The organism is Actinospica durhamensis (genome assembly GCF_018139695.1).
Classification (GTDB): Bacteria; Actinomycetota; Actinomycetes; order Streptomycetales; family Catenulisporaceae; genus Actinospica; species Actinospica durhamensis.
Map to the genome: position 1 here is coordinate 1 of NZ_JAGSOG010000115.1, position 24,994 is coordinate 24,994.

24 protein-coding genes are annotated in these 24,994 nt (G+C 71.2%); 8 read left to right on the top strand and 16 right to left on the bottom strand.

Going from position 1 to position 24,994, the window contains the following annotated elements; genetic code table 11:
• Positions 1–265: 265 nt before the first annotated feature.
• From nagA to KDL01_RS21705, 3 genes are all read left to right on the top strand, one after another.
• A complete protein-coding gene (nagA, locus tag KDL01_RS21695) occupies positions 266–1,438 on the top strand; it encodes an N-acetylglucosamine-6-phosphate deacetylase (RefSeq protein ID WP_212530393.1) in 1,173 nt (390 codons plus the stop codon).
• Between the two features lie 255 nt (positions 1,439–1,693).
• The gene (locus KDL01_RS21700) at positions 1,694–1,888 is read left to right on the top strand and encodes a DUF2304 domain-containing protein (RefSeq protein WP_212530394.1); all 195 of its coding nucleotides are present in this window, start codon (positions 1,694–1,696) and stop codon (positions 1,886–1,888) included.
• 21 nt (positions 1,889–1,909) lie between these two features.
• A complete protein-coding gene (locus KDL01_RS21705; protein ID WP_212530395.1) occupies positions 1,910–3,694 on the top strand; it encodes an FtsK/SpoIIIE domain-containing protein in 1,785 nt (594 codons plus the stop codon).
• A 110-nt stretch (positions 3,695–3,804) separates the two neighbouring features.
• On the opposite strand, the gene KDL01_RS21710 is transcribed toward KDL01_RS21705, so the two are convergent.
• The gene (locus tag KDL01_RS21710) at positions 3,805–4,974 is read right to left on the bottom strand and encodes a sensor domain-containing diguanylate cyclase (RefSeq protein ID WP_212530396.1); all 1,170 of its coding nucleotides are present in this window, start codon (positions 4,972–4,974) and stop codon (positions 3,805–3,807) included.
• 269 nt (positions 4,975–5,243) lie between these two features.
• Here KDL01_RS21710 and KDL01_RS21715 point away from each other — a divergent pair, with 269 nt between their 5' ends.
• On the top strand, positions 5,244–5,573 hold the full coding sequence (locus tag KDL01_RS21715) for a hypothetical protein (RefSeq protein ID WP_212530397.1): 330 nt from the start codon (positions 5,244–5,246) through the stop codon (positions 5,571–5,573).
• Between the two features lie 122 nt (positions 5,574–5,695).
• Here KDL01_RS21715 and KDL01_RS21720 read toward each other — a convergent pair whose 3' ends face one another.
• Entirely contained in the window at positions 5,696–8,239 is a 2,544-nt protein-coding gene (locus KDL01_RS21720; protein ID WP_246576774.1) for an ATP-dependent Clp protease ATP-binding subunit, read from the bottom strand.
• A 311-nt stretch (positions 8,240–8,550) separates the two neighbouring features.
• Here KDL01_RS21720 and KDL01_RS21725 point away from each other — a divergent pair, with 311 nt between their 5' ends.
• Positions 8,551–9,012, top strand: coding sequence for a hypothetical protein (locus tag KDL01_RS21725; RefSeq protein WP_212530398.1), 462 nt, complete (start codon positions 8,551–8,553; stop codon positions 9,010–9,012).
• 264 nt (positions 9,013–9,276) lie between these two features.
• Here KDL01_RS21725 and KDL01_RS21730 read toward each other — a convergent pair whose 3' ends face one another.
• The 6 genes from KDL01_RS21730 to KDL01_RS21755 form a co-directional block, all read right to left on the bottom strand.
• Positions 9,277–9,612 carry a histone-like nucleoid-structuring protein Lsr2 gene (locus KDL01_RS21730; RefSeq protein ID WP_212530399.1) on the bottom strand — a complete coding sequence of 112 codons (336 nt, stop codon included), beginning with the start codon at positions 9,610–9,612 and terminating at the stop codon, positions 9,277–9,279.
• Between the two features lie 144 nt (positions 9,613–9,756).
• Complete coding sequence (locus KDL01_RS21735; protein ID WP_246576777.1) at positions 9,757–10,254, bottom strand: amino-acid N-acetyltransferase; 498 nt, start codon at positions 10,252–10,254, stop codon at positions 9,757–9,759.
• Between the two features lie 5 nt (positions 10,255–10,259).
• Positions 10,260–11,312, bottom strand: coding sequence for a M48 family metalloprotease (locus KDL01_RS21740; protein ID WP_212530401.1), 1,053 nt, complete (start codon positions 11,310–11,312; stop codon positions 10,260–10,262).
• A 79-nt stretch (positions 11,313–11,391) separates the two neighbouring features.
• Positions 11,392–12,579 carry a globin domain-containing protein gene (locus tag KDL01_RS21745; RefSeq protein ID WP_212530402.1) on the bottom strand — a complete coding sequence of 396 codons (1,188 nt, stop codon included), beginning with the start codon at positions 12,577–12,579 and terminating at the stop codon, positions 11,392–11,394.
• Between the two features lie 116 nt (positions 12,580–12,695).
• A complete protein-coding gene (locus KDL01_RS21750; RefSeq protein ID WP_212530403.1) occupies positions 12,696–13,706 on the bottom strand; it encodes a cytochrome d ubiquinol oxidase subunit II in 1,011 nt (336 codons plus the stop codon).
• Positions 13,703–15,082: a cytochrome ubiquinol oxidase subunit I gene (locus tag KDL01_RS21755; RefSeq protein ID WP_212530404.1), complete on the bottom strand. Its 1,380-nt coding sequence runs from the start codon at positions 15,080–15,082 to the stop codon at positions 13,703–13,705. Before KDL01_RS21755 ends, KDL01_RS21750 begins: the two co-directional genes overlap by 4 nt.
• 57 nt (positions 15,083–15,139) lie before the next feature.
• On the opposite strand from KDL01_RS21755, the gene KDL01_RS21760 reads away from it, so the two are divergent.
• Both KDL01_RS21760 and KDL01_RS21765 read left to right on the top strand, forming a co-directional pair.
• Complete coding sequence (locus KDL01_RS21760; protein ID WP_212530405.1) at positions 15,140–15,490, top strand: BlaI/MecI/CopY family transcriptional regulator; 351 nt, start codon at positions 15,140–15,142, stop codon at positions 15,488–15,490.
• Between the two features lie 8 nt (positions 15,491–15,498).
• Positions 15,499–16,245, top strand: coding sequence for a M56 family metallopeptidase (locus tag KDL01_RS21765; RefSeq protein ID WP_212530406.1), 747 nt, complete (start codon positions 15,499–15,501; stop codon positions 16,243–16,245).
• Between the two features lie 15 nt (positions 16,246–16,260).
• On the opposite strand, the gene KDL01_RS21770 is transcribed toward KDL01_RS21765, so the two are convergent.
• The 7 genes from KDL01_RS21770 to KDL01_RS21800 all read right to left on the bottom strand — a co-directional run bounded on the left by KDL01_RS21770 (position 16,261) and on the right by KDL01_RS21800 (position 23,358).
• Positions 16,261–16,494: a hypothetical protein gene (locus KDL01_RS21770; RefSeq protein WP_212530407.1), complete on the bottom strand. Its 234-nt coding sequence runs from the start codon at positions 16,492–16,494 to the stop codon at positions 16,261–16,263.
• 65 nt (positions 16,495–16,559) lie between these two features.
• Positions 16,560–18,086, bottom strand: a complete 1,527-nt coding sequence (gene lysX, locus KDL01_RS21775) for a bifunctional lysylphosphatidylglycerol synthetase/lysine--tRNA ligase LysX (protein WP_212530408.1) — start codon at positions 18,084–18,086, stop codon at positions 16,560–16,562.
• Between the two features lie 35 nt (positions 18,087–18,121).
• Complete coding sequence (locus tag KDL01_RS21780) at positions 18,122–18,913, bottom strand: type III pantothenate kinase (protein ID WP_212530409.1); 792 nt, start codon at positions 18,911–18,913, stop codon at positions 18,122–18,124.
• A gap of 58 nt (positions 18,914–18,971) precedes the next feature.
• Positions 18,972–19,889 (bottom strand): carboxylating nicotinate-nucleotide diphosphorylase, encoded by a 918-nt coding sequence (gene nadC, locus KDL01_RS21785; RefSeq protein WP_246576775.1) that lies wholly within the window; start codon positions 19,887–19,889, stop codon positions 18,972–18,974.
• Complete coding sequence (locus KDL01_RS21790; protein ID WP_307846498.1) at positions 19,889–21,550, bottom strand: L-aspartate oxidase; 1,662 nt, start codon at positions 21,548–21,550, stop codon at positions 19,889–19,891. Before KDL01_RS21790 ends, nadC begins: the two co-directional genes overlap by 1 nt.
• Positions 21,551–21,553: 3 nt before the next feature.
• Positions 21,554–22,423 carry a pantoate--beta-alanine ligase gene (gene panC, locus KDL01_RS21795; protein ID WP_212530410.1) on the bottom strand — a complete coding sequence of 290 codons (870 nt, stop codon included), beginning with the start codon at positions 22,421–22,423 and terminating at the stop codon, positions 21,554–21,556.
• Entirely contained in the window at positions 22,420–23,358 is a 939-nt protein-coding gene (locus tag KDL01_RS21800; protein WP_307846500.1) for a Rossmann-like and DUF2520 domain-containing protein, read from the bottom strand. The genes panC and KDL01_RS21800 overlap by 4 nt, the downstream gene beginning before the upstream one ends.
• Positions 23,359–23,485: 127 nt before the next feature.
• Here KDL01_RS21800 and KDL01_RS21805 point away from each other — a divergent pair, with 127 nt between their 5' ends.
• A complete protein-coding gene (locus tag KDL01_RS21805) occupies positions 23,486–24,724 on the top strand; it encodes an FUSC family protein (RefSeq protein ID WP_212530411.1) in 1,239 nt (412 codons plus the stop codon).
• A gap of 29 nt (positions 24,725–24,753) precedes the next feature.
• Here the strand turns inward: KDL01_RS21805 and KDL01_RS21810 are convergent.
• Positions 24,754–24,994: response regulator transcription factor (locus tag KDL01_RS21810; protein ID WP_212530412.1), on the bottom strand; the 241-nt coding region annotated here is incomplete at its 5' end.

The window sequence follows — 24,994 nt, forward strand, 5'->3', positions numbered from 1 at the left end:
GGGGTGTCCGCCGGGTCTTGGGCGTCCGGCGCATCGGGCGCGTCCGGCGCGTCCGCGGGCTCGGTCGACGGGGCCTGATTCGCCGCGTCCCCGGGTTCCGGACGCGGCGCGGGCAGCTGCGCGAGCGCGGTGTCCGCGTCCGAATCCTGGCGTTCCATGCCTGTCAGGATAGTCCCGCACCCGTCCGGCCCCCGGCCGGGTCGAGACAGGGGCGCCCGAGATCCGCTATGGTCTATACCACTAAGCCGTCCCGAAGAAGGTAACCATGCCCTCGCTTCTGTTGCGCAACGCTCATCTGGTCCTGCCCGGCGCGATAGTCGAGGGCGGCTGGGTGTGCGTCGAGGACGGACTGATCACCGGGGTTTCCACGGACGCCGCGCAGCAGCCGCCGACGGTTGGGCCGGAGACCGAGGTGCGCGACCTCGAGGGCGACTACCTGGTCCCGGGCTTCGTGGACATGCACGTGCACGGCGGCGGCGGGGCGGCGTTCACGGCCGGAGACGCCCAGCAGGCGCTGCTGGCGGCGAAGTTCCACCTCGGGCACGGCACCACCACCCTGCTCGCCTCCACCGTCACGGCGGAGATGGCAGATCTCGAACACCACCTCGGCGAGCTGTCCGGCCTGGTGCAGGACGGCGTGCTGGCGGGGCTGCACCTCGAGGGGCCGTTCATCTCCAAGAGCCGCTGCGGCGCGCACGACCCGGCGCTGCTGCGCCCTCCGGCCCGGGCGGACCTGGAGCGGCTGCTGCGGGCGGGGGACGGCACTGTGCGCATGATCACAGTCGCCCCGGAGCTCGAGCACGGTTTCGACGCGGTGCGGCTGCTGACCGACGCCGGCGTCATCGCGGCGGTCGGCCACACCGACGCCACCTACGACCAGACCCGGCAGGCGATCGAGCTCGGCGCGCCGGTGGGCACGCACGTGTTCAACGCCATGCGCCCGGTGCACCACCGCGAGCCCGGCCCGGTCACCGCCCTGCTCGAGCAGGAGCAGGTGATCGGCGAGCTCGTCAACGACGGCATCCACGTGCACCCCTCCGTGGTCAGCCTGATGTTCTCGGCGGCCGGGGCCCACCGGGTGGCCCTGATCACGGACGCGATCGTGGCGGCGGGCATGGCCGACGGCGAGTACCCGCTCGGTCCGCTCACGGTGCGGGTGCGCGACGGGGAGGCGCGGCTCGCGGAGGGCGACTCGCTGGCCGGGTCCACCCTGACCATGGACTCCGCGCTGCGCAACACCGTGCGCCTGGCCGGGGTCCCGCTGGTGGACGCGGCCGTCTCGGCCTCGCTCACCCCGGCCCGGGCCCTTGGCCTGGCGGACCGGATCGGCAGCATCGAGGTGGGCAAGCAGGCCGACCTGGTGGTCCTGGACGCGGACCTGCAGGTGACCGCGGTACTCCGTAACGGTGAAGGGGTTGACACCTCCTCACCCGTCTAGGGGACGGAGCACGTTCTCTTTCCAGTGAATCTCCACGATCGGGCGCACCCTCCAACGGGACCAAAAGGGTGACAACCAGGACAAAGCCACCCGATTGACGGTTTTAAGGTGTGTTCCGCCTTGAAAGAATCCCTGGTGAACGTGCCAACCATTTTCATTCTCAACGCCCAGAGCGGCGTGCAGCTGCGCAAGCAGATGGCGGGCACACCCCTACGGCCCTTCGAGGTTCGTGCGTCCGTGTAGAGGAGCAAGATCATGGTCCTGTCGGTTTCGGGGGTACTCCTGCTGGGAGTCATCGTCTTCATCCTTTTCCGCAAGGACGGGTTGAAGGTCTCGCACCTGATCGTGTGCATGATGTTCGGGTTCTACCTCGCCTCGACCTCCATCGCCTCGTCGATCCGCAACAGCACGGACTCGATCGCCGGCTTCATCAGCGGTCTGCACTTCTAGCCGGAGCGAGGCCGTAATCCCGTGTCTCCCTCCGCCCGCGCCGAGGACTCCCTGTGGAGCAGGATCGGCCACAGCGTCCGCGAGTGTGCCCCTGTGGCCCGGTTCAACGAGGCCGTGCTGCACCACAGGTTCCTGACCTGGACCAGCCAGTTCATCAGGGACCTGTGGGCCAGGCTGAAGGAGATCTGCTACCCGGTGGTGATGGTGGCGCGCGGCACCCGCCGCGGCGCCGGCCGGCTCAAGCGCTGGTACACCGGCGGGTCCAAAGACCGACGGCGCATCCAGGCCATCCTCGGCCTCGCGCTGCTGTCCGGGCTGGCCGTGGCCCCATACGGCCCGGTCCTGCTGGCCCTCGCCTACCTCGGCGGGGCCGGCTGGCTCGGCCGCGACACTTCACACAAGGGCGCCGATCCCGAGAGCGCCGAGCACATCGCCCGGCTGCAGGCGGTCTACAACGGCCTGGTGCCCTATCTGCACGACGAACACGATCCCGACCAGCACTTCAAGCCGGGCGGCGGCTATCGGGACGCGTTCACCGCTTGGGACTTCGACGACGCCGACCGGCTCACGTCCTTCAAGGTCGACTACTCGCAGTACGTCCGGGACGGCGAGGCCGAGTACCGGGCCAAGGTGGAACGGGCGATCGAGGGCAAGGTCGGACGGTCCAACGAGTTCCTCTACGACTGGGACGAGGAGGGCAACCACCTGCACGTGCGGGTGCTGCCGCCGCTCATCTCCGGCCTGTCCTGCCAGCAGTGGCCGGTGGCCGAGATCGAGTACGTCCTGGGCATCACCGACCCCGACTCGGCCGGCCGGCTCATCCCGGTGGTGCTGCCGGACGAGGCGGACAAACCCGCCCCGGCGCCGACCACCGGGCGCGGCAGGCAACTGCCCGAGGGCTGGCACACCGCACTGGTCGCTCCGGTGATCTGGCGGGTCGGCTCACCGTGCCCCAACCCGCACCTGCTGGTGGTCGGCGACCACGGAGTCGGCAAGACGAACGTGCTGCGCGGCCTGCTCGGCCAGGCGCTCGCGCGCGGGCAGCAGGTCGCGGTCATCGACGTGGAACAGACCGAGGGCTACGAGGACGTGCGCGGCCGCCCCGGCGTACGCGGCGTCGTCGAGGACCCGGCCCGGGCACTCGAGCTGCTCGACTGGGTCGGCCTCGAGTGCGAGCGCCGGGCCGAACACAAGCGGGCCGAGCTCGCCGCGGTGGAGAACGCCGACACCACCGACATCCCGGTCATCCGGGTCCCGTCTCCGGACAGCCCGGGCGACACGGCGGAGCCGGACCGGATCGAGCACACCGACGCGCTCTGGCTGTGCATCGACGGGCTGCCCGAGCTGATCGACGCCGCGGCCCGGCTCGGCCGCGGCGATATCGAGGACATGCTCGCCTCGCTGGCCCGCAAGGCCAGGTACGCCGACGTACTGGTCCTCGCCACCGCCCGCACCGATCGGGTGCTCGGCCTGCGCAGCGCGCTGCGGGCCCAGCTGACCGTGCGGGTGGCGATGGGCTCGGTGGACTCGGCCACCTCGACCGCGCTGTTCGGCGGCACCCTCGAACTCGGCGGCGCCCGGCAGCTGTCGGCCGGCCGCGGTTACGTGCGGGTGGGCTCGGGTCCGGTGATCCGGCTGCAGGCGCCGTACGTCGCGCCCGGCGCGATCGCGCACACCCGGCCGGTGGAGGTGGTGGCGAAGGTCACATCCGCCGAGCCGCCGAAGACGGCCACGGCCGGCGCCTCGACCGACTCGGCGGAGGTCCCTGAAGTAGCCGAGGTCGCGGCCGAGCCGGCGGCGGACTGACGTGTCATCCGTCGGCCGAGCGGATGTGCTCGCGGGGCAATTCTTCGTAAAGCCGACGGACTTCCCGATCCCGCTTGGAACTTACACGCCTACCAGGGCCCGACAGGGCTCTAATGCGGCCACGCCTGGGCGGTCAGCCTGCTGATGGCCGCGCGCGAGCGCTTCCTGGCGTACATCTTGCTGTCGGCGGCGCTCAGCAGCTCCTCGGCCCGCTCGTTGGCCACCAGGTCCGCCTGCTCGAGGCCCTGGTCGTAGGCGATGCCGAGGGACGCGCCGACCAGCTGCGGCGGGTGGCCGTCCACGGTCACCGGATGGGCGAAGGCCTGGTCGAGCCGGTCCAGCAGGGCGTAGGCCTCGGCCCGGCCCACGTCCACCGCCACCACCACGAACTCGTCGCCGCCGAGCCTGGCCACGATGTCCCCGCCGCGTACGGCGTTGCGCAGCCGGTCGGCCACGTGCCGCAGCACCATGTCGCCGATGGCGTGGCCGAAGTTGTCGTTGACGTTCTTGAACAGGTCGAGGTCGCAGAAGTAGACGGCCAGCGGCACCTGGTCGGCGACCAGGTCGGCGAGGCGTTCGCGCAGCTCGGTGGAGTTGGCGAGCCCGGTGAGCGGGTCGTGTCTGGCCTGGTGGCGCAGGTCGGCCTCGTGCGCCTGCCGCTGGGCTATGTCCTTGCGCAGGGCCTCGCGCTCGCGCTCGAGGCGCTGCATGCGGGCGGTGGCCGCCTCATGGCGGTTGGCGTTGACGATCGCTATGGCGGCCTGCTCGGAGAAGGCCTCGAGCACCTCGCGCACCCAGGCCCGGGGCATCCGCCCGTCCGTGGGCACGTCCACCGAGATGACCCCGACCAGCTCCTGGCCCGGGCCGTACATCGGCGCCATCAGGCCGTAGGGCGCCAGCCACATGTCGGGGTCGGAGCTGTGGGTGGGCAGCTCCTCGGGGGTGTGGACGGTGACGTTCTCCTCGATGAAGACGTCGAAGCTGCGGAGGAAGTAGAGCCTGCCCCACTCCTCGGCGTCCTGCATGGCCCGCTTCATCACGTCGCCCGGGACCAGCTTGCCGACCATCATCTCGCGCAGGGTCTCCGGACCCGCGACGTTGGTGACCTCGAGGTCACCGCCGGGCCGTACCACCTTCACCACGACGTGTTGGAACGGGGTGCACGCGGCCACGCCGTCGGCAATGGCCTGCAGGGTCTCGTCCAGTCCTACCGCCGCATTCACCGCGGCCAGGGCGCGATACATCGGACGCAGGGCGGACAGCGGTATGTGTCCTTCCAAGCCCTGATCCACCATGTCTCAACCCCGATCACGTCACTTACCGTTGTGAGCGGTACCGCCGCCCGTGCCTCCACCGATTGCACCGGGCCAGACACGGAATGTACATCATGAACCGCGCTTCGCACCAGATCTTATACGTACTCTGATGATCGGCCGGTCTGTCCGGGTAAAGAATCCCCCATCCTTCGTCGCGGATCGGCAACAAGCGGAAGGGAACCTGTCACACCCGGGCACGCGTGGGGTACCGTTGCATCGTGGGCGTATCAGGCATGGACCATCCCTTGATCGGGAACGAGCGGCCGGGCCCGTCGCGGAGACGGGACTTCGCCGCTGCCCGCCGTGCCGCGTATGTACCCGAACTCGCGCGCGAACCTTCGGCGAGCTCGAGCGAACGGCTGGAGCGGCATCTGGCCGCCCTGGCCCCGGCAAGTACGGCGACGGCCACCCGGCCGGCCCCGACGCAGCGGGACGTGGCACAGGCCACCGCGCTGCTGCGGGAGATCACACCGCGTTCCGGCACCGCCGTGACCTCGCAGGGACCGCGCCGCTTCTCGCTGCTCGCGCCGCTGCGTTCGGTCCGGCGCTGGTTCGGCTTCTGACACGGCGCCGCCGATTCCCCGATCCGGCAAGCGATTCCCGGACCTCATGAGGTTCTCAGCAGACTCCTTCTCACGTCACCGCCCCCGTCGCTGCGCGCGACGGGGGCGGTGTCATGACCGGATCAGTTCTCCGGGATCGCGTCGGTGACCTCGGCGGGCACCGTCTCGCCGGGCACCAGGTCGGCCGGAACGGTCAGGCCAGGCAGCGCCGACTTCGGCGAGGAGGCGAAGGAGAACTTCGCCTCGGGGCCGGTGCCCTCCACGTCCACCACCACGATGGTGCCCGGACGCAGCTCCCCGAACAGGATCTTCTCGGACAGGTTGTCCTCGATCTCCCGCTGGATGGTGCGGCGCAGCGGACGGGCTCCGAGCAGCGGGTCGTAACCCTTCTTCGCCAGCAGCTGCTTGGCCGACTGGGTCAGCTCGATGCCCATGTCCCGGTCCTTGAGCCGCTCGTCCACCTTGGCCATCATCAGGTCCACGATCTGGATGATGTTGTCCTCGGTCAGCTGCGGGAAGACGATGGTGTCGTCCACGCGGTTGAGGAACTCGGGCCGGAAGTGCTGCTTGAGCTCGTCGTTGACCTTCGCCTTCATCCGCTCGTAGCCGGTGCTGACGTCGCCCACGGCCGCGAAGCCGAGGTTGAAGCCCTTGGAGATGTCCCGGGTGCCGAGGTTGGTGGTCATGATGATGACGGTGTTCTTGAAGTCCACCAGCCGGCCCTGGGAGTCGGTCAGCCGACCGTCCTCCAGGATCTGCAGCAGCGAGTTGAAGATGTCCGGGTGGGCCTTCTCCACCTCGTCGAAGAGCACGACGGAGAACGGCTTGCGGCGCACCTTCTCGGTCAGCTGCCCGCCCTCCTCGTACCCGACGTATCCGGGCGGGGAGCCGAACAGGCGCGAGACGGTGTGCTTCTCCGAGAACTCGGACATGTCCAGCTGGATCAGCGCGTCCTCGTCCCCGAACAGGAACTCGGCCAGCGTCTTGGCCAGCTCGGTCTTACCGACGCCGGACGGGCCGGCGAAGATGAACGAACCGCCCGGGCGCTTCGGGTCCTTCAGGCCGGCGCGGGTACGCCGGATGGACTGCGACAGAGCCTTGATCGCCTGCTCCTGGCCGATGACGCGCTTGTGCAGCTCGTCCTCCATGCGCAGCAGCCGCGAGGTCTCCTCCTCGGTCAGCTTGAACACCGGGATGCCGGTGGCCGTGGCCAGGACCTCGGCGATCAGCTCCTCGTCCACCTCGGCGACGACGTCCATGTCGCCGTCCTTCCACTCCTTCTCCCGCTTGGCCTTCGCGGACAGCAGCTGACGCTCCTGGTCGCGCAGCGCGGCGGCCTTCTCGAAGTCCTGCGCGTCGATCGCGGACTCCTTGTCCCGGCGGACGGTGGCGATCTTCTCGTCGAACTCGCGCAGGTCCGGCGGCGCGGTCATGCGGCGGATGCGCATGCGCGAGCCGGCCTCGTCGATCAGGTCGATGGCCTTGTCCGGCAGGAACCGGTCGGAGATGTAGCGGTCGGCCAGGGTGGCCGCGGCCACCAGCGCGCCGTCGGTGATCGAGACCCGGTGGTGCGCCTCGTACCGGTCGCGCAGGCCCTTGAGGATCTCGATGGCGTGCGCCAGCGAGGGCTCGGCCACCTGGATCGGCTGGAACCGGCGCTCGAGCGCGGCGTCCTTCTCCAGGTGCTTGCGGTACTCGTCGAGCGTGGTGGCGCCGATCGTCTGCAGCTCACCGCGGGCCAGCATGGGCTTGAGGATGGAGGCCGCGTCGATCGCGCCCTCGGCCGCGCCCGCACCCACCAGGGTGTGCAGCTCGTCGATGAACAAGATGATGTCGCCGCGGGTGCGGATCTCCTTGAGCACCTTCTTCAGGCGCTCCTCGAAGTCACCGCGGTAGCGCGAGCCGGCCACCAGGGCGCCGAGGTCGAGGGTGTAGAGGTGCTTGTCCTTGAGCGTCTCGGGCACCTCGCCCTTGACGATCGCCTGGGCCAGGCCCTCCACGACGGCGGTCTTGCCGACGCCGGGCTCCCCGATCAGCACCGGGTTGTTCTTGGTCCGGCGGGAGAGCACCTGCATCACCCGCTCGATCTCCTTCTCGCGCCCGATGACCGGGTCGAGCTTGCCCTCGCGGGCCGCCTGGGTGAGGTTGCGGCCGAACTGGTCGAGCACCAGCGAGGTCGCGGGGGTGCCCTCGGCGGGAGCCCCGGCGGTCGCCTCGGCCTTGCCGCCGGAGTAGCCAGACAGCAGCTGGATGACCTGCTGCCGCACCCGGTTGAGGTCGGCACCCAGCTTGACCAGGACCTGGGCGGCCACGCCCTCGCCCTCGCGGATGAGCCCGAGCAGGATGTGCTCGGTGCCGATGTAGTTGTGGCCGAGCTGCAAGGCCTCGCGCAGGGAGAGCTCGAGGACCTTCTTGGCCCTCGGCGTGAACGGGATGTGCCCGGACGGCGCCTGCTGTCCCTGCCCGATGATCTCCTCGACCTGCTGCCGAACCGCCTCGAGGGAGATGTTCAGCGATTCGAGGGCCTTGGCGGCAACGCCTTCGCCCTCGTGAATGAGGCCGAGCAGAATGTGCTCGGTGCCGATGTAGTTGTGGTTGAGCATCCTGGCCTCTTCCTGGGCCAAGACGACAACACGCCGTGCGCGGTCGGTGAACCTCTCGAACATCTCTTCTCGCTCCCCGGAGCGGTCGGGAAGTACCGGGCCGACCCGGAACCGCAACCCCGGCCTGTCCTACCGAATGCTAGTCGCCAGGTATCGACCCTAAGGGACAGTGCGTGCCTGGCGCTGGCCAATCGGGCCGACGCGTCGGCGCCACACCCTGTTGGAACATGTTTTCCCGCAGATCAGGCCGGTACTCGCGGTGGCTGTACGCCTGAAGCGAACGAGCGCGGCGGACGCCCCCGTGCGCACCCGGGCGGGGCAATACCGCGCCGTCTTGCCGCCCTGGCCGGGCCCGTTGTTCTACATTGAGGCGCATGTACCGGACCCATCCGTCCCGGCCCGCGCCCTGCTCAGGCCCGGTGGCCGAGCCCGGCGCCGAGAGCGTACTGGAGTGCGGCGAGGCCTTCGACGTGCTGTGGGTGCCCGAGCCGGCCGGACGGTGGGCGCTGCGGCGGCTGATCGGCTACCGCCAGCCCGCCCTGGCCCCGGGCCCGGTGGCCCTGTCCGAGGACGGGTCGGCCTGCCTCTACCTGGTCGCCCCCGGCGCCCGCGACGACCTGCCCGAACTGCTCGACTGGCTGGAGTGGGGCGGGATCGACCTGGGGCTGCGCGGCTATGGCGCGGGTGACCGGCTGGCACGCCCGAAGGTCTGGCTGCACGACGAGCACGCGCCGGCGCCCGAGGTGATCGCGCTGCTGGCCACGATCGCGCAGTGCTGCTCGCGGCGGCTGCTGCGCCGGGCCGTGCCGGGCCAGCGGGCCGAATCCGGCGATTAGAGCCGGGCGGGGGAATTGCCGCGGGTGCGTTCACCGCGTTTGTGCGTTTGAGCGTTTCCCCCGCTGGGTGCGCCGGCCCCGTTTCCGGACGCGATTGTCGCATCGGGGCATGGGCGCGACCCCGATTTTTGGTAAGACCGCGCCCGCGCCCGTGTTCGATCAGGCCGAACCCCTGCGTGCTGCTTCGAGTTGCGTGATGCTTCGAGACGTCGGCGCCGAGTGGATCGGCGCGGGTGAAACCTGGCTACAGCCGTCCGCGCGGTGTCAGTGCGCGGAGAGGTAGGCGTCGATGACGTCCTGGTTGAGACGACCGCGGTCGCTCACCTCGTGGCCGTTCTTCTTGGCCCACTCGCGCATCTCCGAGGTGCTCGGGCCCTCGGCGGCGGCACGGCGGCGGGCCGTCGGACGCGCCGGGGTGGCCCGGTAGACCTTGCCCAGCGGGGTGGCCGCGTCGATGTACTTGGCCAGCACGCCCTTGAGCGCCTCGAAGTTCTTCTCGTTCAGGTCGATGACGTACTCGTAGTTGTCCAGGCTGAAATGGACCTCACGCGCCCCCGGGGTCTGATCGAGGTCATCGATGGTCACTGTCTGCTTTGCCATTGTTTTCCCTTTCGCACAGGGCGACGACGACCTAATAGCGGTCCCGACCACGGTCCGGGCATCCGCACAGTCTAAGAAAACCGTAGTTTAGCGAGTCTTTCAACTCTGCGGCGGACTTTTCTCGGTCAACGGTCGACCAAGCCCTCAAAGCCGCTTTAGCATCCGGGTGTTGCCGAGCGTATTCGGCTTGACGCGCTCGAGATCCAAGAACTCGGCGATACCCTCGTCGGCAGAGCGCGAGAGCTCCGCCGCCACCCCCGCATCCACACCGGACTCGTCGAGCTCGGTGAAACCGTGCCCGGCGAAGAACCGCGTCTCAAAGGTCAGACAGAACACGCGGCGCACCCCGAGCCACCCGGCGGTGGCCAATAGCTTTTCCAGAATCGCATGGCCGACCCCGAGGCCGCGAAACTCCGGCGAGACCGCGATCGTGCGCACTTCGGCGAGGTCGCGCCACATCACATGCAGCGCCCCGCACCCGGCCAGCGTTCCGTCGGTGTCCACCTCGGCCACCCAGAACTCCTGAATGTCCTCAAAGAGCGTTACTGTGGGTTTGTCGAGAAGAATCCGATCGGCGGCGTAGTGGTCGATCAGCCGCCTGATGGCAGGCACGTCGCCGGTGCGGGCCCGGCGTACTGTCAGGTCGTTCACGGCAGCAGGGTACGGGAGACCGGGCGGCCTTCCGGACCGGCACCCTGGCCCGGCACCGCGGCGCAGGCCACGTCCGCGGCGGCACCCGGCGTGACCTCGGCCGCGGACTCGACGGCGAGCCGGGCGGTGATCCTGGCCATCCGGCGCTCGAGCGGCGGATGGGTGGGCCGCGCCTCGCGCACCGCGGCGTGCCTGGCCCGGCGCGGGCCCGGGACCAGCGGCTGGACCTGCGGCGGCTGGGCACACGCCTCGAACCAGCGCAGCGCGCTCAGCAGCTCGGCGCCGAAGCCCAGGTCCACCGCGTACGCGTCCACCTGGAACTCGGCCGTGCGCCCGGCCGCGTTCTTCACCGCGAAGGCGAGCATGCCCGGGGCGGCGAACACCAGGCGAAGGCCGCTCTCCAACCGCGCGAGCACGCTCACGGCCGCGCGACGCGCCCCGAACACACAATCAACGCCGTCGGCCGAGCCGAGCCCGCGGGCCATCCGGGCGAACGGCAGCGCCAGGCCCGAGCCGACCAGCGACACCGCCTGGAGCGGGAGCAGCACCCAGACCAGGAAGGCCGCGGCGGCGGTGTGCATGCGCAGGTGGTGCCCGAGCTCGTGCGCGAGCACCCCGGCGAGTTCGCGATCACCGAGCTCGGCCAGGGCGCCGGTGGTCACACAGATCAGGTCGCGCCCGACGCAGTGCGCGTTGACGTCGGCGAGGTCCACCACCCAGATCCGGAAGCGCCGCTCGGAAACCGCGGCGCGGCGCAGCACCCGGGACCAGACCTCGTCCAGCCGCTGCTGCTCCCCCTGCGTCGGGCGCCGCACCGGCCACAGCAGCTTGGCCAGCGCCAACTGCACCGGACGCAGTCCGTAGAGGCAGGCGGTGAGCACCCAGAGGGCGTAGCCGAGCCGCAGCGGCAGGCCGGTCAGCCCGAGCAGCAGCAGGAGCGGCAGCAGGCAGAGCGCGGCCAGCGGCGCGAAGAGCACGACCATGCCGAGGGACAGCAGCGCGGTCCGGTCCGGCCGCGGGCCGCCCTCGGAGAACCTGCGCAGCGCCACACGTCGCACTCTCGCAGTTACGCGGTGCGCTGCCCATCCGCCGCGCGGGTGAAGGGCGGGAAAATCGAGGGGCCCGGTCCTAGTCGAACTGGTCGGTCGCCACGTTCTCCAGCGGGGTGCCCGCGTCGACCAGTTCGGCCCGGCAGAAGTCGATCAGCACACTGGGTCCGACCAGCACCGCGGCCTGCCAGGGCTGCTCCGGCGAGAGCAGTTCGCGGGCGGTCTCGGCGATGCGGCTCTCCGGGGCCGTGAACACCCGCATCTTGCCGTGACGGCGCGCCAGGTCCTCGAAGTGCTCGGCCAGGTAGTGCCGGGACTCGAAGCCGGGGGTCGGGTCCTCGACCACGAGCAGCACGCAAAGCTCGCGCCCGTCGCCCTCGTTCACCAGTTCCTGCACCAGTCCGGCCACCGGCGCGGCGCCGGTGCCGTGCGCGACGGCGACGAGGCGTTCGGCCTCGGGGGTGAAGCCCAGGTCGCCCTCGGACCCGGCGATGCGCAGCCGGTCCCCGGCGTTGGTCTCGTGCACCAGCATCCGGCTCAGGCCGCCGGCCCGGCCGGCCTGGATGTGGAAGTCGACCAGGTTCTCGTCCGTGTCCACCGACGCGAAGGAGAAATCGCGCCACACCCGCGGATTGTTGGCCGACTCCAGGCCCGCGTACTGCCCGGCCCGGTAGTTGTAGGGTCCGGGCCGGTCCGGGTCCTGCAGCACCCGCACGCGCAGCCGGGCGATCTCCGGGGCGAGCATCTCGTGCTCGGTCACCTCGGCCTCCCAGTACGGCGGGGCCAGTGCCTCGGCCTCGGCCGCGCTCTCCTGCATGACGCTGGCGACCAGGCCGAAGCCGGCCTCCCAGGCCACCTTGGTGCGCTCGGTGAAGGCGGGCCCGGTGAACGCCTCGATCGTGGCCATCATCGACTCGCCGAACGCGATGTAGTGCGCGGGCCGCAGCGCGAACTTGCGGTGGCGCAGGGCGAGCCGGCGCAGGTAGGGCAGGAAGGCGTCGAGGTCGTCGAAGTCGGCGATGATCCGGGAGACGGCCTGGAACAGCCGGCGCTGCTGCACGGCCGGGTCGCCGGAGAAGATCTTGCGGTAGCGCGGGTTGTGCGCGAAGAAGTGCTCGTAGAACCAGGCCGCGGCCTGCGGCGCGTTCGGTTCGATCAGGGCGAAAGAGGCACGAATCTCGGCCAGTAGCTCGTAGTCGTAGTTCTCGACCCCGTTTAGCATGCCGCTCGCCGCCGTTGCCGCATCCATCGCCACCACGTCACTCACCCGGGTGAGCTTACCGGCTCCCGCTTGTGCTCCGGACGGGGGATCACGCCGACGCCACCCCGATCCGTGCGTTCCCGCATGGCGGTCGGGGTGGCGCCGCGGTGGCGCCGCAGGTATCAGTGCTCTTCTAACACCGGCGCGGTGAACACCTTGAGCAGGTAGAGGAAGGACGGCAGCACCACGGCCATGCCCACGGTCATGGCCACCACCATGGCGTCCAGGCTCGAGGGCGCGGCGGCGGCCTGCACCGCCGTGTACCGGCCCACCAGCAGGTCCGGGTACTGCGCCACGGCCCAGCCGCCCAGGACGCCGACCACCGCGGCCGCGGCGGTGACCCGGGCGAGCAGGAAGCGCTGCTTCCACAGCACCGCCAGGCTGCCGAACCCGCACACCGCGGAGAACGCGGCAAGCGGCAGGGACCGGTCGGTGAAGCGGTGCGCGACCACCGGGGCGTCGTGGTAGAAGAACGGCAGCATCACCAGCGCGACCAGGCCGGAGGCCACTGCCGCGCCCATCGCCTTGCGCCGGAAGACCGCGACCAGGTGACGGGTGTCAGGATGCTGCGCCGCGTCGTAGCAGAGGTAGACGGCCGCGAGGAACGCGGTGACCACCACCGCGAGCAGCCCGGCCAGCACCGTGAACGGGCTTTCGAAGGGCACCAGCGGCGAACTGCCGGGCCGCAGCCGTCCGGTGGCCAGCGCGGCGCCGCTGATCCCGAGCATGAAGGGCGTGAGCACCGAGGCGCAGGCGAAGATCCGGCTCCACCACTGGTCCGGCAGCGACGCACCCTCGCCGTACGCGCGGTAGACGTACGCGGCGCCGCGCAGCACGATGCCCACCAGCGCCAGCGCGAGCGGCAGTTCGAGCGAGGTGGCGATCTCGCCGAAGGCGGCCGGGAAGGCGGAGAAGGTGCACACGATCACGAAGATCAGCCAGACGTGGTTGGCCTCCCAGACCGGACCGAGCGAGGCTGAGATCAGGCTTCGCTGATCCTCGGCGCTCTTCTTGGTCTTGCCGGTGCCCGCGAGCAGGTCCCAGGCGCCGCCGCCGAAGTCGGCCCCGGCCAGCAGGGCGTAGGCGAGCAGGGCCAGCACCATCACGACCAGCATGACGTTGACGGCGTTCACGCCGTCACCTCCTCGGCTTGCGGGACGACGGGAGCCGGCGCGCCCTCGGGGTCGGACCCGGCCAGTTCGGGCGGGGCGCCGGTGGCGAGCTTGCGCAGGATCAGCAGCAGCGCGGCGGCCAGGCCGAGGTAGATCAGGATCGTGGCGAGCACGCTCCAGCCGAGCCCGCCGCTCTTGGACGCCGCGTCGGTCACCAGCATCCGGCCGTAGACGATCCACGGCTGGCGTCCGCCCTCGGTCACCTCCCAGCCGCCGAGCATGGCGATCACGGAGGCCGGGCCGGTCGCGATCGCGGCCCACAGCCAGAACCGGGTGTGCGGGATCCGCGGAGTCAGGCCGCTGCGACGGCGGCGCCACCAGGTGAGCACGGCCAGCCCGGCGATCAGGAAGACCAGGCTGCCGCAGCCGACCATGGAGTCGAAGGCCAGGTGCACCACCGCGACCTGCGGCGTGTCCGCGGCGGTGGCCGAGTCCAGGCCGGTCACCTTGGTGTTCGCGCTGTAGCCGAGCAGCAGGGACAGGCCGTCCGGGATGGGGATCCCGCCGATCATCTTGTGCGTGTTCTGGTCGTAGTACCCGCCGATGGTCAGCGGTACGTGCGTGCCGGTCTGGGAGACCGCCTCCATCGCGGCCAGCTTCAGCGGCTGGGTGGTGGAGACCACACGGGCCGACCAGTCGCCCAGGAACATCTGTACCGGGGTGAGCCCCAACACCGTCCACAGGCCCACGTTCAGGCCGAGCCGGTGGTAGCGGTCGCGGCGTCCGCGCAGCATGCCCCAGGCGTAGACGCCGGCGACCGCGCCGCCGGTGCACATCAGGGCCGCGACGAACATGTGGGTGACCTCGGACCAGCCGCTGGCGCTGCGGAAGATCGCGGCCGGGTCCGCGGTGATCCGCCCGTGGCTCACCCCGATCCCGACCGGGTCGTTCATCCAGGAGTTGGCGAAGACGATGAAAAGCGTGGAGAGTGTGCCGGAGATGGCGATCGGCCAGAGGGTGAGCCAGTGCGCCTTCGGGGTCAGCCGCTTCCAGCCGTAGAGGTAGAGGCCCATGAAGATCGCCTCGAGGAAGAAGGCGAAGGCCTCCAGGGTGAACAGCAGCCCGATGGCGCCGCCGTAGGTGGCCATGAAAGTGGGCCACAGCAGGCCGAACTCGAAGGAGAGTACGGTCCCCGAGACCGCGCCGATGGCGAAGAGCACGGCCGTGACGCGGGCCCACTTGCGGGTCAGCGCGTACCAGGTCGCGTCGCCCGTCTTGAGCCAGCGGCCCTCGGTGTAGAGCAGCACCCAGGGCATGCCGACGCCGAAGACGGCGAAGAGTATGTGGAAGGAGAGGGAGAAAGCGGTCTCGATCCGTGCCGCGTCCACTCCGGACATGCGGGCCACCTAACTTCTACGTACCGTAGAACTTCTTTCATCGGTAGAGTAGACCTCATGGCACGGCTAGGGGAACTCGAACGCGCGGTGATGGACGTGCTCTGGAACACACCGGAGCCGGTACCCGCGACCCAGATCGTCGACGTACTGCCGCGTGAGCACGCACCCGCAGTGACCACGATCCTCACGGTCCTGGACCGTCTCGGCGCGAAGGGTTTCGTCACCCGGGTCCGGCAGGGCCGCGCCTACCGCTACTCGGCCACCACGACCCGGGCCGAGCTGATCGCGAACACCATGCTCGAAGCCCTCGGCACCACCTCTGATCGGCGTTCGGCCCTGGTGCACTTCGCCGGAGCCGTCTCCGAGGAGGAGAAGGCCGTCCTGCGCGAACTGCTCGCCAGCGGCTGAGCGCAGGGATGCTCTCCCTCCTCGCGGCCGTCGCCGCGTTCATCTCCGTGGTGCTCGCCTGGCCGGTGCCCGAGCGCCTGTCCCGGGCACACTGGCCCAGCCGGTATCCGCGCCGGGCCATCGCGCTGTGGCAGGCCGTGGGCCTGCTCGGCGGACTCAGCGCCGTCAGCTGCCTGCTGCTGCTCGGCTTCGACCCCCTAGGCCGGGACTGGACCCTGCTCAACCTCGGCGGGCTGGCCGGCGCGGCCGTGCTGCTGACCTGGCTGCTCGGCGTGCTGCTGACCAACACCGTGCGGATCGAGCGGCAGCTGCGCCGCCAGCGCGACGCGGTGGACCTGCTGTCCTGGATCGACGGGGACGGCGTACTCGTACTCGACCACCCGGAGCCGGCCGCCTACTGCCTGCCCGGCCCGCGGCCGCGGATCGTGGTGACGCACGGGGCGATCGAGAGCCTCGGCCCCGAGGAACTCGCGGCCGTACTCGCGCACGAGCGGGCCCACGCCGTCGGGCGGCACGAGCTGATCATCCAGCCGTTCGTGGCCTGGGAATCCGCGCTGCCGTTCCTGCCGCCGGCCCGCCGGGCCACCGCGGCCGTGGCCGAACTCGTCGAGATGCTCGCCGACGACCACGCCGCCCGCGCCACCAGCCCGCGCGCGCTGGCCCGGGCCCTGGCCCAGGTCGGCTCGGACCGGCTGCCCTCGGACGGCTCGGCCCCGGCCTCGGTGCTGCCGCGGGTACGCCGACTGGTCAAGTAACGCGCGACAAACGGGCTACGGCTGCTTGGCCGCAGGCTTCTTCGGGCTGCGCGCCGTGCGCGACTTGAGCTCGCTCGGCAGCTTCTGGTCGGTCTTGATACGCGGATCCGCGGCCTCGGCCGCGGCCTCGCGGGCCTTGGCCGCCGCGCGCCGCTGCGGGTTCTGATTCCTCAGGATCGCGCGGATCAGCAGGATGAAGCCGACCGCGAGACAGGCCGACGGTATGAGCGATTCGAGATCCGCCACCATGCCGGTCACTGTACGCGCCGAAACGCGGGGGTCGGACACCGGCCCCCGCGATCCCCGCAGCGTGCTCAGGACGAGGGCTTGACCAGCGGGAACAGGATCGTCTCGCGGATGTTGCGGCCGGTCAGCAGCATGATCAGCCGGTCCATGCCCATGCCCATCCCGCCGGTCGGCGGCATGGCGTACTCCAGCGCCGCGAGGAAGTCCTCGTCCAGCTCCATCGCCTCCGCGTCGCCCCCCGCGGCCAGCCGCGACTGCTCGGTCAGCCGCTCGCGCTGGTCGACCGGATCGACCAGCTCGGAGAACGCGGTGGCGATCTCCCGGCCGAAGACGAACAGGTCCCACTTCTCCGCCACGCCCTCGATCGAGCGGTGCCTGCGCGAGAGCGGGGAGACCTCGGTCGGGTAGTTCATGATGAAGGTCGGGGTGACGACGCTCTCCTCGAGCAGCCGCTCGATCATCTCCAGCACGATCTGCCCGTGGCTCCACTTCGGGTCGTGCGGCACCCCCGCGGCGTCGGCGAGCTCGCGCAGCCGCGCCACCGAGGTCTGCGGGTTGATCTCGGTGCCGAGCTTCTCCGACAGGCCCGGGTAGACGTGCACCTCGCCCCACGGCTCGGCCAGGTCGATCTCGTGCTCGACCCCGTGCGCGTCGAGCCCGGTGACCTTGGTGTGCCCGTTGACGGCGAGCGCGGCGTTCAGGATCACCCGCCGCGTCAGCTCGGCCTGGGTGCCGTAGTCGCCGTACGCCTCGTAGCACTCCATGGTGGTGAACTCAGGGTTGTGCGTGGAGTCCGCGCCCTCGTTGCGAAACAGCCGTCCGATCTCGAAGACCCGCTCGGCCCCGCCCACGATCAGCTTCTTGAGCGGCAGTTCGGTGGCGATACGCAGCAGCAGCCGCATGCTGTACGCGTTGATGTGCGTCTCGAACGGCCGGGCCGTGGCGCCGCCGTTCGTCTTCTGCAGCACCGGCGTCTCGACCTCGATGTAGTCCTCGCCGTGCATGGTGTCGCGGATCGAGCGGATCATCGCGGAGCGCTTGCGCATCATCTCGCGCGCCTCGGGGTTCACGATCAGGTCGACGTAGCGCTGCCGCACCCGCGCCTCCGGGTCCGAGAGCCCCTTGTGCTTGTCCGGCAGCGGCCGCAGGCACTTGGAGGTCAGCGTCCAGGACGTGGCCAGGATCGACAGCTCCCCGCGCCGCGAGGTGATCACCTCGCCGGTGACCCCGACGTGGTCGCCGAGGTCGAGATCCGCCTTCCAGTCGGCCAGCGACTGCTCGCCGAGCCGGTCGAGCGAGGCCATCACCTGGATCTCCGCCTCACCCTCGCGTATCGTGGCGAAGCACAGCTTCCCGCCGGTACGCGAGAGCAGGATCCGCCCCGCCACCGACACCGTCTGCCCGCTCGCCTCGTCCACCCCGAGCCCCGCGAACCGCTCCCGCACCTGCCCGATCGTCGCCGTGCGCGGATACCCCACCGGGTACGCCTCCACCCCCTTCGCCCGCAGCCGCTCCAGCTTCTCCTTGCGCACCCGGATCTGCTCCGGTTCGTCGAAGGCTGTTTCGGTCGCGCTGGCACTGGGCTCGGAGGTCATGGGGCCAGGATACGGGGAGTGGGGGAACGGCCCGGTCAGCCCGAGACGCCGATGTTGCGCTCGTAGACCAGGCGCAGGCCGATCAGGGTGAGCCAGGGCTCGTGCTCGTCGATGACCTCGGCCTCCTCGAGCACGAGGGGGGCAAGGCCGCCGGTGGCGACGACGGTGACGTCGTTGGGGTCGTCGGCGAGCTCCTCGGCCATGCGGTTGACCACGCCGTCGATCTGGCCGGCGAAGCCGTAGAGGATGCCGGCCTGCATGCACTCGACGGTGTTCTTGCCGATGACGCTGCGGGGGCGGGCGAGTTCGATCTTGCGCAGCTGGGCGCCGCGGGCACCGAGGGCCTCGACCGAGATCTCGATGCCGGGGGCGATGGCGCCGCCGATCCACTCGCCCTTGCGCGAGACGGCGTCGAAGGAGGTGGCCGTGCCGAGGTCGACCACGATGCAGGGGGCGCCGTAGAGGTGCACGGCGGCCAGTGCGTTGATGATCCGGTCGGTGCCCACCTCCTTCGGGTTGTCCACCAGCACCGGCATGCCGGTCTTGACCCCGGGCTCGACCACCAGCGCCGGGATGTCGCCGTAGTAGCGGCGGATCATGTCGCGCATCTCGTGCAGCACCGAGGGCACGGTGGAGCAGATGGCTATCCCGTCCACACCGGTGCGCCCGACCAGCGGATGGTTGTTCATCAGGCCCTGGAACAGCACCGCGTGTTCGTCCGCGGTGCGCCGGGGATCGGTGGAGATGCGCCAGTGCTCGACGATCTCCGACCCCTCGAACAGGCCGAGTACCGTGTGGGTATTGCCGATGTCGATGGTGAGCAGCATCTTCGGGTGTCTTTCGGGAAGCGGGCGGACGGGGCGGGGTGCGGGGCCGTGGCGGGCCTCAGCGGAAGTCGCAGCCGATGTCGAGAATCGGGGCGGAGTGGGTCAGCCCGCCGACGGAGATGTAGTCCACACCGGTCTCGGCCACGGCCCTGGCCTGATCCAGCGTCAGCCCGCCGCTGGCCTCGAGCCGGGTACGGCCGTAGGGCTCGTTGCGGCCCACCAGCATCACCGCGGCGCGCATGCGCTCGGGGGTGAAGTTGTCCAGCAGGATCAGCTCGGCGCCCGCCTCGACCACCGGGAGCAGCTGCTCGAGCGTGTCCACCTCGACCTCGATCGGCAGGCCGGGGAACTTGGCCCGGACCGCGTCGAAGGCCTCGACCACGCCGCCGGCCGCGATCACGTGGTTGTCCTTGACCAGCCCGGCGTCCGACAGGAACATCCGGTGGTTCATCCCGCCGCCGCAGCGCACCGCGTACTTCTCCACCAGCCGCAGGCCGGGGGTGGTCTTGCGGGTGTCGCGGATCTGCGCCCCGGTGCCCGCCACCGTGTCCACCCACTGCCGGGTGACGGTGGCGATGCCGGACATGTGGCACATCAGGTTCAGCGCCGAGCGCTCGGCCGTGAGCAGGTCCCGGGTGCGGGCGCGGGCGGTGAACAACACCGTGCCTGCCTCGACCCGGGCGCCGTCCTCGACCGGGAACTCGAACCGCGCCTCGCCGCCGGAGACCAGGTCGAGCACCGCGGCGGCCACGAAGATGCCCGCGGCCACGCCCGGCTTGCGCGCGGTGTAGTCGGCCACCGCGTGGGCCTCGGCGTCCACGGTCGCCTCGCTGGTCACGTCCACGCCGCCGCCGAGGTCCTCGAGCACCGTGGCCCGGACCAGCGCGGCGATGTGCTCGGGGTCGAGACCGCCGGCCCGCAGCCCCTCCGCGACCCGCTCGTCGTGCAGCTTGTCCGCCATCGTCCTCGTGCTCATCAGGCCACGTTCTCCTCTGTCACCGTGCAGCCATCGGCCTGTGCCGACAGCACCTGCCGCACCCGCCACCGGGCGTCGTCCGTCTTCGGGTAATCCTCGCGCCAGTGCGAACCGCGCGTCTCCTCGCGCCGGCCGGCCAGCGCGGCGAGGGCGACGGCCACCTGCTGCAGGTTCGTCGCCTCCCAGGCCTCGGCCCGCGGCTGCGTGTCGGTGTGCTCGCGCAGCTCCTCGAGCAGCCGCGCCGTGCTGCCGAGCGACGCGGCGCTGCGCAGCACGCCGGCGCCGGCGCTCATCGCCTGCTGGGTGGCACCGCGCACGGTGGGCGAGAGCAGCACCGCCGGGCGCGGGTCGGCCACCGGCTCGCCCGGAGCCGGGTCGCCCTCGGGGCCGAAGGCCCGGGCCAGGTCGCTCCCGATCCGCTCGGCGAAGACCAGGCCCTCGAGCAGCGAGTTCGAGGCCAGCCGGTTGGCGCCGTGCACGCCGGTGCAGGCGGTCTCGCCGCAGGCGTAGAGGCCCGGGATGGAGGTGTGGCCGTACGCGTCGGTGAGCACGCCGCCGGAGGCGTAGTGCTCGGCCGGGGCGACCGGGATCAGGTCCCTGACCGGGTCGATCCCGTGCGACTGCAGGGACTCCCAGATCGTCGGGAACCGCCCGCGCCACTTGTCCTCGCCGAAGTGCCGGGTGTCCAGCCAGAGGTGGTCGAGCCCTGATTCCATGGCCCGGCGCATGATGGCCTTGGCCACGATGTCGCGCGGGGCCAGGTCGGCCATCGGATGCAGGGCGGGCATGAACCGCTCGCCCTTGGCGTCCACCAGGAACGCGCCCTCGCCGCGCACCGCCTCGGAGATCAGCGGCTGCTGGCCGCGGGCGCCCTCGCCGAGCCAGAGCACGGTCGGGTGGAACTGGACGAACTCCAGGTCGGCCACCTTCGCCCCGGCCCGCAGCGCGAGCGCGACGCCGTCGCCGGTGGCCACGGCCGGGTTGGTGGTGGCGTTGAAGACCTGGCCGAGGCCGCCGGTGGCCAGCACCACCGCGCGGGAGCGGATCGCGCCGACGCCGTCGCGCGCGCCCTCGCCCATCACGTGCAGGGTGATCCCGGCCGCGCGGCCGTCGGCGTCGGTGAGCAGGTCCAGGACCAGCGCGTGGTCGATCACCTCGATCTCGTCCGGCAGCTGGTCCAGCCGGGCCAGCAGGGCGCGGGAGACCTCGGCGCCGGTGGCGTCGCCACCGGCGTGCACGATCCGGTCGGCGTGGTGCCCGCCCTCACGGCCGAGCGACATCCGGCCGTCCTCGGCGGTGTCGAACTTGAAGCCGCGGTCGATCAGCCGGCGCACCGCCGCCGGGCCCTCGGTCACCAGCGCCCGCACCGCCGCCTCGTCGCACAGTCCGGCGCCGGCGGTGAGGGTGTCGGCCAGGTGGGCCTCGGGGGTGTCGCCGCGGCCGAGCGCGGCGGCGATCCCGCCCTGGGCCCAGCGGGTGGAGCCGTCGGAGAGCCTGGCCTTGGTCACCAGCAGTACCGAGCCGGCGTGCCGGGCGGCGAGGGCGGCGGTCAGTCCGGCTATGCCGGAGCCGACCACGACCGTGTCGGCGTAGGCGGTCCAGCCGGGTTCGGGTGCGAGCAGACGGGTGCGACGTACAGGTATCGCCGGGCGGGCAGCCACGGGTCAGCCTCCGATCTCGAACGGGAGGTTGTCGATCAACCGGGTGGTGCCGACCTTCGCGGCCACCGCGAGCACGGCCGGGCCGGAGTAGTCGGAGTCCTGGATCTCGGTGAAGTCGCGCGGGTCGACCAGGGCGAGATAGTCGAGCACGACCGGCGGCTCGGCCCGGCCGGCCTCGGTCAGCACCGCGCGGGCCGCGTCCCGGATCTCGTCCGGCCGGCGCTGGGCGATCCCGGTGAACAGGGCGCGGCTCAGGGCCGCCGCGCTCTCGCGCTCCTGGGCGGAGAGGTAGCGGTTGCGGCTGGAGCGGGCCATGCCGTCGGCCTCGCGCTCGGTCGGCACCGCCACCACGTCCACCGGGAGGTTCAGGTCCAGCACCATCCGGCGCACCAGGGCCAGCTGCTGGGCGTCTTTCTCACCGAAGAACACGTAGTCCGGTCCGGTCAGGTTGATCAGCTTGTTGACGACGGTGAGCATCCCGGAGAAGTGCCCCGGCCGGTGCGCGCCCTCGTAGCGCTCGCCCATCGGGCCGGGCACGACGCGCACGAGCGGGTCCCCGCCCGGGTAGACCTCGTCCACGGTGGGTGCGAAGACCACGTCCACGTCGGCCTCCTGACACAGCTTCAGGTCCGCCTCGAGCGCGCGCGGATAGTGGTCGAAGTCCTCGTTCGGCCCGAACTGCAGCGGGTTGACGAAGACGGTGACCACGACCGTCTTGGCGGTCCGGCGCGCGGCCCGCATCAGCGCGGAGTGGCCCTCGTGCAGGGCGCCCATGGTCATCACCACCGCGACGTCGCCGGGACGCCCGGCCCTGGCCGCCTCGAGGTCCGCCCGGGTGTGCACGAGTACCGTCTCGTGGGGGTTGAGAGTCATGACTGAGCCCTGTCGTCGTTGAGGACCTTGAGCAGTTCCCCGGCCCGCTCCGGGGCCAGCAGGCCGGCCTCAAGGGCGCGGTCCGCGGTCAGCCGGGCCAGCGCGAGGTACGCGTTGACCAGCGGGTCCCCGGCCCGGCTGCCGGAGACGCGGGCGAGCTCCTCCAGGTGCGCCGCCACGGTGCCGGCGTCGCCGCGGGCCACCGGGCCGGTCAGCGCGGCGTCCCCGGATCGCAGGGTGTTGTCGAGGGTGGCGCCGAGCAGCGGGCCGAGCATCCGGCCGGGCGCGCCCACCCCGATCCGGGCGAGCAGGTCGGCGGACTGGGCCACCAGCGTGGTCAGGTAGTTCGCGCCGAAGGCCAGGGCCGCGTGGTAGAGCGCCCGGTCGGCCTCGGCGATCCACTCCGGCTCGCCGCCCATCTCCACCACCAGCGCCTCGGCCATCGGCCGGAAGGCCTCGGGCGCGGTGACGCCGAAGCTGCATCCGGTCAGCCGGGCCAGATCCACGTCCGTGCCGGTGAAGGTCATCACCGGGTGCAGGGCGAGCGGCAGGGCGCCGGCCGTGCGGGCCGGCTCGAGCACGCCGATGCCGTGCCGCCCCGAGGGGTGCACCACGGTCTGGCCCGCGCGCAGCAGCCCGGTCTCGGCCAGGCCGCCGATCAGCTCGGGCAGCACGTCGTCCGGCACGGCGAGCACGAGCAGCTCGGCCGCCGCGGCGACCTCGGGCGGGGGCAGCAGCGGGGTGCCCGGCAGCAGTTCGGCCGCGCGGCGGCGGGAGCGGTCGGAGACCGCGCTGGCCGCGACCACGCGGTGTCCGGCCCGGGAGAGCGCGGCGCCGAGCACGGAGCCGACCCGGCCGGTGCCGATCACGCCGACCGCGAAGCGCCCGGGCCGTTCCCGTACGTCGTGCGCCTCGCTCAGCGGTGCGCCGCTCACCGGGCGTCACCTCACCTTCACAGCTTGACTTTCCGTTCCAGTCCCCCGGCGGGGGTACCGTTCGGATCTCGGACCCAAGCGTACGCGCTGGCTGTCACTTTCGCCGAGGGGATCTTAGGATCTGCCCATGGGTTCGGGTGACGGCCGTTTCGTGCGAGCGCTGACGGACCGCGGCAGGTCCGGCGGCGAGGAGCACGAGGGCGCGATCGCCCAGATGTTGCGCTCGGTCCAGCTGCACGGGTTCCGGCACTGGTTCGTGCGCGAACGCGACGCCTTCGCCCAGACGGCGAAGGCGGCCGCGGCCGCCGCGCTCGGCTGGGAGGCGGCGGTCGCACTCTTCCACGTCGAGAAGCCCGTGCTCGCCTCGGTGGCCGCTCTGGTCACCGTGCAGGTGACGGTCTACCAGTCGATCTGGCGGGCGGTGCAGTACTCGGCCGGGATCGTGGCCGGCATGCTCGGCGCACTCGGCATCGGCGCGGCCCTCGGCGTGAACGTGGGCACGATGTCCCTGGTCGTGGTCACCGGCCTGGTGCTCGGGCGCACGCTGCGGCTGGGCACGCAGGTCAACCAGGTGGCGATCACCGGCCTGCTGGTGCTGAGCTTCGGCAGCGCGTACGGCATCGACCGCATCTACGACAGCGTCATCGGTGCAGCGGTCGGCGTCGCGGTCAACGCGGTCATCGCCCCGCCCGCCTTCTCCCGCACCGCCGCCAAGGAGCTGGCCGACCTCGCCGACGACCTGTCCACCCACGCCGCCCGGGTGGCCAAGGCGCTGCGCGGGGACTGGACGCACGAGCAGGCCAGGAACTGGCTCGCGCGCAGCCGGGAGCTGTCCGGAAAGGCCCGCGACGCCCGCAAGATCGCCCAGCAGGCCGAGGAGGCGGTGCGCTTCCACCCCCGCCGCGGCGCGCACCTCGGCGAGGTGCACCGGGTGGACGAGGCGGCCATCGCGCTCGACCACGTCTCCACCCAGCTCAATAGCCTGATGCGCGGGCTGAGCGACATGCGGTCCGAGAACTCGATCGTGCCCGAGGCGATGCGGGTGGTGCCCGAGGAGATGGCCACGCTGCTCGACGACACGGCCAAGGCGCTCGCCGCGTTCGGCCGCCTGCAGATCCCGGACAAGGCCAGCCCCAAGGTCTACGACGAGTTGAGCGAGCGGATCAAGAAGGCGCAGCCGCACACCCGCCAGGCGGCCAACGCGATGCAGCCGGACGAGGGCGCGCCCACGCTGGTCTGGTCGGTCTACGGCGCCCTGGTCGACGACGCCCGCCGGATGCTGCGCGAACTCGACCCCGACAACGGCCCGCACCGCGACGGCATCCCGGCGAAGCTGAGGTCTTACTCCGTCCACCCTGCCAGGTAGATCGCGGCTTGCTCGGCAAGATGTAGAAACTATCGCGCAGGCCTGACCAAGCCCGTCTCGTAGGCCAGCACCACAGCCTGCACCCGGTCCCGCAGCTCCAGCTTCATCAGGATCCTGCCCACGTGCGTCTTGACCGTGGCCTCGGACAGCACCAGCCGGCCGGCGATCTCCGCGTTCGACATGCCCTGTGCGATCAGGATCAGCACCTCGCGCTCACGTTCCGTCAGGCTGGCCAGACTGGGCGGGGGCGGGGCGTCGGTGGCCGGGAGC